At 72.3% G+C, this 10,708-nt stretch carries 7 protein-coding genes; 1 reads left to right on the top strand and 6 read right to left on the bottom strand.

Translation table 11 applies throughout. From position 1 onward, the window contains the following. On the bottom strand, nucleotides 1-353 hold a 353-nt coding region (locus ACFV0Q_RS31055), incomplete at its 3' end, for an FGGY family carbohydrate kinase (protein WP_385009761.1). 93 nt (nucleotides 354-446) lie between these two features. On the opposite strand from ACFV0Q_RS31055, the gene xylA reads away from it, so the two are divergent. Further along, entirely contained in the window at nucleotides 447-1,619 is a 1,173-nt protein-coding gene (gene xylA, locus ACFV0Q_RS31050) for a xylose isomerase (RefSeq protein ID WP_385009759.1), read from the top strand. A 90-nt stretch (nucleotides 1,620-1,709) separates the two neighbouring features. On the opposite strand, the gene yicI is transcribed toward xylA, so the two are convergent. The 5 genes from yicI to ACFV0Q_RS31025 all read right to left on the bottom strand — a co-directional run bounded on the left by yicI (nucleotide 1,710) and on the right by ACFV0Q_RS31025 (nucleotide 10,602). Continuing rightward, the gene (gene yicI, locus ACFV0Q_RS31045; RefSeq protein ID WP_385009757.1) at nucleotides 1,710-3,992 is read right to left on the bottom strand and encodes an alpha-xylosidase; all 2,283 of its coding nucleotides are present in this window, start codon (nucleotides 3,990-3,992) and stop codon (nucleotides 1,710-1,712) included. Beyond that, on the bottom strand, nucleotides 3,989-5,389 hold the full coding sequence (locus ACFV0Q_RS31040; protein ID WP_385009755.1) for a GH1 family beta-glucosidase: 1,401 nt from the start codon (nucleotides 5,387-5,389) through the stop codon (nucleotides 3,989-3,991). The genes yicI and ACFV0Q_RS31040 overlap by 4 nt, the downstream gene beginning before the upstream one ends. Further along, nucleotides 5,386-6,375, bottom strand: a complete 990-nt coding sequence (locus ACFV0Q_RS31035; RefSeq protein WP_385009753.1) for an acetylxylan esterase — start codon at nucleotides 6,373-6,375, stop codon at nucleotides 5,386-5,388. The genes ACFV0Q_RS31040 and ACFV0Q_RS31035 overlap by 4 nt, the downstream gene beginning before the upstream one ends. 139 nt (nucleotides 6,376-6,514) lie before the next feature. After that, nucleotides 6,515-9,370, bottom strand: coding sequence for a glycoside hydrolase family 3 C-terminal domain-containing protein (locus ACFV0Q_RS31030; RefSeq protein WP_385009751.1), 2,856 nt, complete (start codon nucleotides 9,368-9,370; stop codon nucleotides 6,515-6,517). Nucleotides 9,371-9,552: 182 nt separating this feature from the next. Further along, nucleotides 9,553-10,602: an aldose epimerase family protein gene (locus tag ACFV0Q_RS31025; protein WP_385009749.1), complete on the bottom strand. Its 1,050-nt coding sequence runs from the start codon at nucleotides 10,600-10,602 to the stop codon at nucleotides 9,553-9,555. Nucleotides 10,603-10,708 lie beyond the last annotated feature (106 nt).

Raw genomic sequence — 10,708 nt, 5'->3', positions numbered from 1 at the left:
AGCTCTGCCGTGCCGAACGCGGCTGCGAGTTCGGCGGCCTGCGGGGCGGAACGGACGTCGTTCCAGAGCAGTGCCGGGCGCACCGGCCGGCCGGCCGCGTCGAGGGTGACCAGGCCGTGCTGCTGGCCGGCGATCGAGCAGGCGGCGGCGCGATCCGCCCAGCCGGTGCCCGCCATGGCCTCGCCGAGCGCCCGCCACCACTGTTCGGGGTCGCTCTCGCGTCCGGCGCCCGCGCTGACGGCGTGCGCGGCGCGGCCTTCGCCCAGGACGGCGCCGGTGTCCAGGTCGACGGCGAGGGCCTTGGTGGACTGGGTCGAGCTGTCGACACCGATCACGACACGCTGAGCAGACATGCGTTCCTCCGGTGGGGTTCCTTCTGGCGTCTCGGCATACTAATTTGTTTTTCGCCATTACAAATAGCCCTCGGCCCTGAACCGGAGCTCCTCATGACCAGCGACCCGCTCGTCCCCACTCCCGCGCACAGGTTCACCTTCGGCCTGTGGACCGTCGGCTGGCAGGGCCGGGACCCCTTCGGCGACGCCACCCGACCCGCCCTCGACCCGGTCGAGTCCGTGGAGCGGCTGGCCGGGCTCGGCGCCTACGGCGTCACCTTCCACGACGACGACCTGATCCCCTTCGCGGCCGGCGACACCGCACGCGAGCAGGCGGTCAAGCGCTTCCGCACCGCACTCGACACGGCCGGACTGAAGGTGCCGATGGCCACCACCAACCTCTTCACCCACCCGGTGTTCAAGGACGGCGCCTTCACCGCCAACGACCGGGACGTCCGCCGGTACGCGCTGCGCAAGACGATCCGCAACATCGACCTGGCCGTCGAACTCGGCGCCTCGGTCTACGTCGCCTGGGGCGGCCGCGAAGGCGCGGAGTCGGGCGCGGCCAAGGACGTGCGCACCGCCCTCGACCGGCTGAAGGAGGCCTTCGACCTGCTGGGCGAGTACGTCGAGAGCCAGGGATACGACCTGCGCTTCGCGATCGAGCCCAAGCCCAACGAGCCGCGCGGCGACATCCTGCTGCCCACCATCGGCCACGCCCTGGCGTTCATCAACGAGCTGGACCGACCCGAGCGGGTCGGCCTCAACCCGGAGGTCGGCCACGAGCAGATGGCCGGGCTGAACTTCCCGCACGGCATCGCCCAGGTCCTCTGGCACGGCAAGCTGTTCCACATCGACCTCAACGGCCAGTCCGGCATCAAGTACGACCAGGACCTGCGCTTCGGCGCGGGCGACCTGCGCCAGGCCTTCTGGCTGGTCGACCTGCTGGAGTCGGCCGGCTACGACGGCCCCCGTCACTTCGACTTCAAGCCGCCGCGCACCGAGGACTCCGACGGCGTCTGGGCCTCGGCGGCCGCCTGCATGCGCAACTACCTGCTGCTGGCGGAGCGTTCCCGCGCCTTCCGGGCCGATCCGGAGGTCCAGGCCGCACTCGCCGCCTCCCGACTGCCCGAACTCGCCCTCCCCACCGCCGAGGACGGCCTGGCCGGGCTCCTGGCCGACCGGTCCGCCTTCGACGAGTTCGACGTCGATGCCGCCGCCCGACGCGGCATGGCCTTCGAGCAGCTGGACCAGCTCGCCCTCGAACACCTGCTCGGGGCCCGCTGAGCCGGTGTCACCCCCATGAGCCGGGCCGTGGTGTCCCCCGCCCCGGCTCCGCCGCAAGGCGGGACTTTCAAAACGCCGTAGCCGCCCCGCTCAGGCCGGGTAGGTGAGGCCGGCCTCCGGGGTGCCCGCGGGCCAGGCATGGACGGTGCCGTCCGGCCCGTCGAACCGGAGCTGCCAGGGATGCGGGCTGTCGGTGGTCACGTGGAGGCGGTCACCCTGGCGGCGCAGGCTGAAGCGGGCCACCTCACCGGGGCCGTCGGCGCACGGAATCACGACGGTGCGCTCGGCGCCGTCGGCGAAGGAGTGGACCCTCAGCTCGACCCCGTCGGCCCAGGCGGAGACGGGCCGCTGGTCGTCGGCGGCGAGCGGGATGACGGAGTCGGGGCGCGCCAGCAGCGGCAGGGTGTGGAAGCCGTGCTGCTCACGGGCCCAGCCGGGACCGGTGATCCGAGCGCCCGTCAGGACGTTCGTCCACGTTCCTTCCGGCACGTAGTACTCGACCGTGCCGTCGTCGGTGAAGACCGGGGCGACGAGCAGGTCGTCGCCGAGCATGTACTGCCGGTCGAGCGCGGCGGCGGCGGGGTCGTCGGGGAATTCCAGCACCATGGCGCGCATGACGGGGATGCCGGTGGCGTGGGCCTGTTGGGCGGCGCGCTGGAGGTAGGGGGCGAGCCGGTGCTTGAGCAGGGTGAACTCGCGGGTGACGTCGACGGCCTCCTCGCCGTAGTCCCACGGGACGCGGTAGGACTTGCTGCCGTGCAGGCGGCTGTGCGAGGAGAGGAGGCCGAACTGTACCCAGCGCTTGAAGACGGTGGGGGTCGGGGTGCCTTCGAAGCCCCCGATGTCGTGGCTCCAGAAGCCGAAGCCGGACAGGCCCAGGGAGAGGCCGCCGCGCAGTGACTCGGCCATGGCGTTGAAGTGGGATTCGCAGTCGCCGCCCCAGTGCACGGGGTACTGCTGGTCGCCGGCGGTGGCGGAGCGGGCGAAGAGCAGCGCCTCGCCCTCGCCGCGCACCTCGCGCAGCAGGTCGAAGACGGCCCGGTTGTAGAGGTGGGTGTAGTAGTTGTGCATCCGCTCCGGGTCGGAGCCGTCGTGCCAGACCACGTCGGTGGGGATGCGCTCGCCGAAGTCGGTCTTGAAGCAGTCCACGCCCATGTCCAGCAGGGTGCGCAGCTTCCCGGTGTACCAGTCGCGGGCGGCGGGGCTGGTGAAGTCCACCAGGGCCATGCCGGGCTGCCACAGGTCCCACTGCCACACGCTGCCGTCCGGGCGCCGCACCAGGTGGCCGCCCCGCATGCCCTCCTCGAACATCGCCGACTTCTGCGCGATGTACGGGTTGATCCAGGCGCTGATCCGCAGTCCCCGCTTCTTGAGGCGGGTGAGCATGCCGGCCGGGTCGGGGAAGGTGTCCGGGTCCCACTCGAAGTCGCACCACTGGTACTCACGCATCCAGAAGCAGTCGAGGTGGAAGACGCTCAGCGGGATGCCGCGCCCGGCCATGCCGTCGACGAAGCGGTTGACGGTGGCCTCGTCGTAGTCGGTGGTGAAGGAGGTGGTCAGCCACAGGCCGAGCGCCCAGGCCGGCGGCAGGGCGGGACGGCCGGTGAGCGCGGTGTAGCGCTCCAGGATCTGCTTCGGGGTCGGGCCGTGGACGACGAAGTACTCCAGCGACTGGTCCTCGACGCTGAACTGCACCTGGCCGACCGACTCGGAGCCGACCTCGTAACTGACCTTGCCGGGGTGGTTGACGAAAACCCCGTACCCCCGGTTGGTCAGGTGGAAGGGGATGTTCTTGTACGCCTGCTCGCTGCTGGTGCCGCCGTCGGCCTGCCAGATGTCCACGACCTGCCCGTTCTTGACGAACGGAGTAAACCGCTCCCCCAGCCCGTACACCGACTCGCCGACGCCGAGGGAGAGTTGCCCGAGCATGAAGTGCCGGCCGGCGGCGTCGGTGGCGAAGCCGGTGCCGCGTTCGCCCACGGAGGTCAGCGTCCGCCCGTCGGCGGTGAACTCCAGGCGCCACGGCCGGGAGGTGTCCACCCGCAGCGACAGCTCGCCCGCACTGAGCTCGACCACCGCGCCGTCCCGGTGCACCTTCCCCACGTCCGGCCCGGCGCCGGGCAGCGCGTACTCCGGCCCCCGCCGCACCGAACCCGCGTGGTGGGTGACGCGGACCCCGATCACGCCCTCGGCCGGCGACCAGCACTCGACGGTCAGCAACGGACTGTTGAGCGTTTCGCCACGGCTGCGCACGTGCTTCACCGGAGCGTAGAGGATCATCCGGTGCTCGTCGGCCCGGACGTCCGCGACCTCGGTGGCATGACGCGTGGTGACGCCCGGCCGCATCAGCCAGTAGCCGTCGGTGAACTTCATCGTGCGGGTTCCTCCGTCCGCGCGCGGTGCGCGGTGATCAGGCCCCGGTACCAGTGGTAGCTGTCCTTGGGCGTTCGGGTCAGGGTGTCGTAGTCGACGTGGACCAGGCCGAAGCGCTGGCTGTAGCCACGCGCCCACTCGAAGTTGTCCAGCAGCGACCAGACGTAGTAGCCGCGCACGTCCACCCCTGCGGAGATGGCGTCGGCGACGGCGGCGAGGTGGTCCGCGAGGTAGTCGATCCGCACGGTGTCATGGACCCGGCCGTCGGGGCCGAGGGTGTCATCCTCCGCGGAGCCGTTCTCGGTGATCCAGACCGGCGGAAGCCGTGCGTAGCCGGCGTGGAGTTCGCGGAGCAACTCGGTGAGCGCGTCCGGGACGACGGGCCATCCCATGGTGGTGTGCCGGGCCCGGTACCGGTCCAGCTCGGTGACGCCGATGTCCACGGCGGTGCGCACTTCGGGGTCGGCCTCGCGGTGGGGGGCGGCGGCGAACGTCAGGGGGCGGTAGAAATTGACTCCGAGGAAGTCCAGCGGGGCGCCGATCAGCTCCAGGTCTCCCGGCAGCCGCCAGGGGCCGTTGGCGAGGCCGGCCCAGGTCTCGGCCTCGTGCTCGGGGTAGCGGCCGGCGAGCAGCGGCTCGGTCCAGACCTCGTTGTGGAGGACCTTGGCACGGCGCAGGGCGGCCCGGTCCTCGGGGAGGGCGGAGGCGAGGTGGATGCGGTCGAGGTTGAGGGTGATCCCGACCTCCCGGGCGCCCGCGGCGCGCAGTTCCCGTACCGCGAGGCCGTGGGCGACCAGCAGGTGGTGTGCGGCGGCCAGCGCGCCGCGGCCCTCCTCGGCACCGGGTGCGTGCCGCCCCTCGGCGTAGCCCGCGAAGGCGGAGCAGTACGGCTCGTTGAGGGTGATCCAGCGCTCCACCCGGTCCCCGTAGCGCTCGGCCGCGAGGGCCGCGTACCGCGCGAACGCCTCGGCGGTCTCCCTGACCCGCCAGCCACCGCGGTCCTCCAGGGCCTGGGGCAGATCCCAGTGGTAGAGGGTGACGGCGGGGGCGACTCCGGCGGCCAGCAGCTCGTCGATCAGGCGGTCGTAGAAGTCCAGGCCCTCGGGGTTGACCGGTCCGGTGCCCCGGGGCAGCAAGCGGGGCCAGGAGATCGAGAAGCGGTAGCCGTCCACGCCGAGCCCGCGCAGCAGGGCGACGTCCTCGCCGTAGCGGTGGTAGTGGTCGCAGGCGGTGTCGCCCGTGGCACCGTCGAGCGTACGGCCGGGGGTGTGGCTGAAGGTGTCCCAGATGGACGGGCCGCGGCCGTCCTCGTCGTGGGCGCCCTCGATCTGGTAGGCGGCGGTCGCGGCGCCGAAACGGAACCCGGCGGGCAGTTCCGGGAAGGCCGGGGTGCTCATGGGCGGAGCTCCGGCGCCAGGCCGCGCTCGCGCAGCCAGGTCAGCTGGACGGGCGGGTTGGAGCCGCAGCCGCCTCCGTGGTCGGCGAACGGCCACACGGTCATGGTGCGGTCCTCGCCCGCGTACCGGTTGAAGGCGGCGTAGACCGTGGAGGGCGGGCAGACCGGGTCCATCAGGCCCACGCTGAACAGCGCCGGCGCGGTGGCCCGCCGGGCGAAGTGGACGCCGTCGAAGTGGTCGAGGGTGGCGAAGGCCGGCTCCACGCGGTGGCGGCTGTGCCAGCGCAGGTACTTGGCGATCTCCTGGTACGGGCCGTCGCCGCAGATCGCGGCGGCGTGGCGGAAGTGGCACAGGAACGGGACGTCCGGCAGCGCCGCCGCCACGCGGTCCCCGGCGAGACCGGCGACGGCGAGCGCCAGACCGCCGCCCTGGCTTGCTCCGGCCACCACGATCCGACGGCCGTCGAGTCCGGGCAGCTCCGCGACCGCGTCCACGGCTCGCACGCAGTCAGTGACCAAACGCCGGTAGTAGTAGGTGTCGGGAGAGTCGATGCCGCGGGTCATGAAGCCCTCGACCCACTGCGTGCCGTCACCCACGCCCCGGTCCGGGGTGTCGTGGCCCTGGCCCCGGCTGTCGACGACGAGTTGGGCGTAACCCGCGGCGGACCAGAACAGGTGCTCGGTGGGCAGTCCTCGACCGCCGCCGTAGCCCATGTAGGTGACGACGACCGGCAGCGGTCCGGCCGCGTCGCGCGGGCGCAGCAGCCAGGCGGCCACCGGCTCGCCGTTCCAGCCGGGGAAGCGCACGTCGTCGACCTCGACGGTGCTCAGCAGGTGCTGGGCGGTGACCCGTTCCACCTTGATCGCCACGTCGTGCGACCGAGCTTCTGCAACGGTCCGCCGCCAGAAGGCGTCGAAATCGGCTGGCTCGGACAACTCTGGCCGGTAGCCGACGAGTTCGTCCGCGCCGAGGTCTGTGAGTGGCATGGGGCTTCCTCCGGTCGGAGAGGCGACGGGGTAGCGGAGCTCGGCGACCACGGCGAGCCTCGCCCCGCGGGTGCGGGTACTGGGGTGTGAGGGTGGCGGCCCGCCCCCCGGCGGGCCGCCGGTCTCGCGGGTGCGGGCGTCAATCGGCCCCGCCGGAGGTGGTGAAGCTGAAGGAGGCCAGACGGAAGCCGCCGTGCAGGGTCAGCCACAGGTCGTGGACGCCGGCCGGCGGAGCGGCGAGATCGGCCGCGACGGCCGTCCACGTGTAGCGGTCGCCGGTGACCGGCACGCCGATCTCCGCCAACAGCCGGTCACCGGCCCGGAGTTCCAGCCGCGCCTGTCCGGAGCCCGCGCACTCAAGGGCGGTCTCGGCCTCCACCCGGACCGCCCCGGAAAGGTCGACGTCACGGAAGAGGAGCGTCGCGGGCCGCGCCGGATCGGCCGGAGTCACCGCGTCGCCGCTGGTGCAGGTGGCGTCGACGATGGTGGTGTCCGCGTGGTCGTCGAAGTCGACGGTCAGGGTTCGACGTCCGACGACCACGCGGGGCGCGGGGGCCCTCCCGGTCACGGTGAGCCGTGCGGTGAGGACCGGGTGCTCGGCGGAGCGGCCGACGGTGATCTCGTACCCGCCGGGGTCGACGGTGAAGGCGCCGGTCGCGACGGACCAGTGGGCGAGCCGGTCGGCCGGGAGCGGGAACGTCAGCTCCCGGCTCTCGCCCGGATCCAGGCGGACCTTGCGGAAGTCGGCGAGGCGCCGCCGGGGGGCCTCGTAGCGGGCGTCCAGCGCCCGGACGTAGAGCTGGACCACCTCACTGCCGGTCCGTCGGCCGGTGTTGGCCAGGGTCACCGTGACGTCGACCGAACCGTCCTGGCCGGTCGACGGCTGCGACAGGCTCAGGTCGCTGTACGCGAAGTCGGTGTAGGACAGCCCGTGACCGAAGGGATAGAGGGGTGCGGCCCGGTGGTACTGGTAGGTCCAGCCGGCCTTGATGACGTCGTAGTCGAGCGGGTACGGCAGCGGGTCCTCGCCCCGGTACCAGGTCTGCGGGAGGCGGCCGGCGGGCTCGGCCTCCCCGAGCAGCACCGCGGCCAGCGCGTGGCCCGTCTCCTGCCCGCCGTGGGAGGTCCACACCACGGCGGGCAGGTGCTCGTCGGCCCAGTCGACGGCGTACGGGTAGCTGCTCATCACCACCAGTGCCGTCCCGGGGCGGGCGGCCGCGACCGTGCGCAGCAGTGCCTCCTGCGTCCCGGGCAGGCCGAGGCCCGCGCGGTCCTCGGTCTCGCGGCCGTTGATCAGCGGATGGTTGCCGAGGACGACGACCGCCGCGTCGGCCGTCTCCGCGGCCGCCCGTGCCTCGGCCGCACCGTCGCGCAGCATTTCCCGCTGCCAGCGCTCGGCGGCGTCCGGGGTCAGGGCGGTGACGGTCACCCGGCCGCCGGCCGGGTCCACGGCGGCGTAGCGTCCGGTGCGCACGGAGCGCAGCAGCACGGCGCCGTCCCCGGCCGGTTCCAGCCGGAAGGTCTCGTGGATCTCCCAGCTCTTGAGCACCTCCTGGTCGGCCGCCAGTGAGTCGTCGGCCTTGAGGCTCAGGTAGCGGCCGGTGCCGGCGTCGCGCAGCGTCAGTACGCCGCGACCCCAGTCGGCCACGTCGAAGGCGGTCTTGCCCAGCACTTCCCCGGTCGTGCCGGAGCGCAGCGCGATCCGATCGGCACCCTCCTCGCGGACCACCTCGCCGCCGTGGACGCCGAGCGCCGCGGAGAGTCCGGCGGCGACGCTGACCTGGTAGGGCATGGTGCCGCTGTACCAGTCCTCGCACAGCGTGTCGGCGAGTGGGCCGATGACGGCGATCCGCGGCGTCCGCGCCGGGTCGAGCGGCAGCAGGCCTTCGTTCTTGAGCAGCACCACCGAGTCGGTCGCGGCGTGCCGCGCCAGGTCGCGGTGCTCGGTGCAGTCGATGACCTCGGGCCCGATGCCGGCGTAGGGGTCGAGTTCGGGGTCGAACTCGCCGAGCCGGAAGCGGAGTTCCAGCTGCCGCCGAACGGCGCGGTCCACGTCGGCCCCGTCGATCAGGCCGCGCTCCAGTGCCTCGCGCAGTCGGCCGACCGGCGTCGCACTGTCCTCGCCGTGGTCGGTGAAGCTGTCGATGCCGGCCTTGAGCGCCGCCGCATGGGACTCGGCGTGGTCGTCGAAGTACTCCTCCAGGTCGACCAGATGGGACGGGGCTTCGGCGTCGCTGACCACGAACAGCTCGTGGCCGGTCGGCTCCGCCCAACGGCGCAGTTCCGCCTCGATGAGCGGGCTCACGTGGCAGGGACGGCCGTTGACGAGGTTGTAGGCGGCCATGGCGCCGGTCGCGGCGCCGGATGCGACGACGGGGCGGAAGGCGGCCAGGTCGTACTCGTGCAGCACGCGTGGGCGCAGCCCGGAGGAGGTGGTGCAGCGGTCGTCCTCGTTGTTGTAGGCGAGGAAGTGCTTGAGCACCGGGGCGGCCCGCAGGTAGGCCGGGTGGTCGCCGGACAGGCCGCGGCAGAGCGCCTCCCCGAGACGGCCGGTGTGCAGCGGGTCCTCGGAATATCCCTCTTCGTTGCGTCCCCAGCGCGGGTCGCGCAGCAGGTTCAGCACGGGCGCCCAGGCCTGGAGGCTGTGGGGGGCGCCGCCGCCGACGAGCGGGCGGTGGTGGTGGAAGGCGCGCAGCTCGTCCGAGACGGCCTCGGCGACCCGGTGCACCAGGTCCTCGTCCCAGGTGGCGCCGAGCCCGACGGCCTGCGGGAAGACGGTCGCCACTCCCCTCCAGGAGACCCCGTGCAGGGCCTCGCTCCCGGTTCGGAAGGAGCCGACACCCAGGCGCGGGACGGCGGGTACGCACTGGTGCAGCATCGCGATGCGTTCGTCGAGCGTGAGCCGTTCGAGCAGGTCGTCGACACGCTTGCGCAGCGGTAGCGCCGGATCGCGGAAAGGAGGCGGACCGGCTGCGGACGCGGACAGGGAACTCACGTGGACGACCCCTCGGCAGACTGGGTGTTGCGGCCATTCGTCGAAGCGCTTCGACGCTGACACGAACCAGTGCCACTGTCAACTATCCCTGAAACAACAAGGTTTACATTTGCCCAGGTTCCTGCCGAACTCGGAACATGTAGCGGGTGCGCCGGGATGTTCAAGCGCTTCGACAATGGGACCTACTCGACCGAGAAGCGGTACACCGTCGTCGAGCGGTACTCCTGCCCCGGGCGCAGGAGGGTGGAGGGGTACTCGGGCCGGTTGGGCGAGTCCGGAAAGTGCTGGGTCTCCAGCGCGATGCCCGCGTACGCGAAGTACGGGCGACCGGAGCGGCCGGTCAGCGACCCGTCGAAGTGGTTCCCGGTGTAGACCTGGAGCCCCGGCTCCGTCGTCAGGCATTCGACGCGCCGGCCGCTGTCAGGGTGGCTCAGGACGGCGGCCCGCCTGAGCCCGGTGCCGTCGAGCACCCAGTTGTGGTCGAAGCCATCGCCGGCCCGGCGGATCTGCGGGTGTTCCTCGGTGATGCGGCCACCGATCGTCCGGGCCTCGCGTAGGTCGAACGGTGTGCCGGTGACGGACTCGGCCGGACCGAGCGGTATCAGGTCTGCGTCCACGGGGGTGTAACGGGCCGCCTCGACCCGCAGCAGGTGACCGAGCACCGTCCCACAGCCCTCGCCGGCCAGGTTGAGGTACATGTGGTTGGTGAGGTTGACGACCGTCGGGGCGTCCGTGGTCGCCCGGTAGGTGAGGGAGAGTTCGCCGTCGGGGCCGAGCAGGTAGGTGACCTCGGCCGTGAGGGCGCCCGGGAATCCCTGGTCGCCGTCGGGGCTGTCCAGGCGGAGACGGACGCCGGCCCGCCTGCCCACGCGGACCGGCACGCCGTCCCAGAGGCGGGTGGCGAAGCCGTCCGGTCCGCCGTGCAGGGTGTGGCCGCCCCGCTGGGTCGCCAGCCGGTGCGTCGTGCCGTTCAGGGGCAGCGTTCCGCCGGCGATTCGATTGGCGTAGCGGCCGACCGTCGCGCCGAAGTAGGCAGCCTCCCCGAACAGATCCGCCGTGTTCTCGCAGCCCAGGACGACGTTGGCACACCGCCCGTCCCGGTCCGGCGTGTGCAGGGCCTGCAAGCGGGCTCCCCGACTGAGCACCTCCGCCGTCACGCCCTCCGGGGAGCCGAACGTCCAGCGGATGATACGCCGACCGTCCGGGAGCTCTGCGGCAGTCTCCTGGGTCACCGTCACTTCACCATGGGATACGAGTGCGTCTCGCGACACGCGACTACTCCGTTCAACGCGGCGGGGAGGGGGCGGGGGGCCCCCCCCCGGGGGGGGGCCCCCCCAC

Origin of the sequence: Streptomyces sp. NPDC059564 (assembly GCF_042735575.1) — a bacterium.
GTDB lineage: Bacteria > Actinomycetota > Actinomycetes > Streptomycetales > Streptomycetaceae > Streptomyces.
The sequence above is the reverse complement of the archived record's forward strand: the minus strand, read 5'-3'. Positions and strand labels throughout refer to the sequence as shown.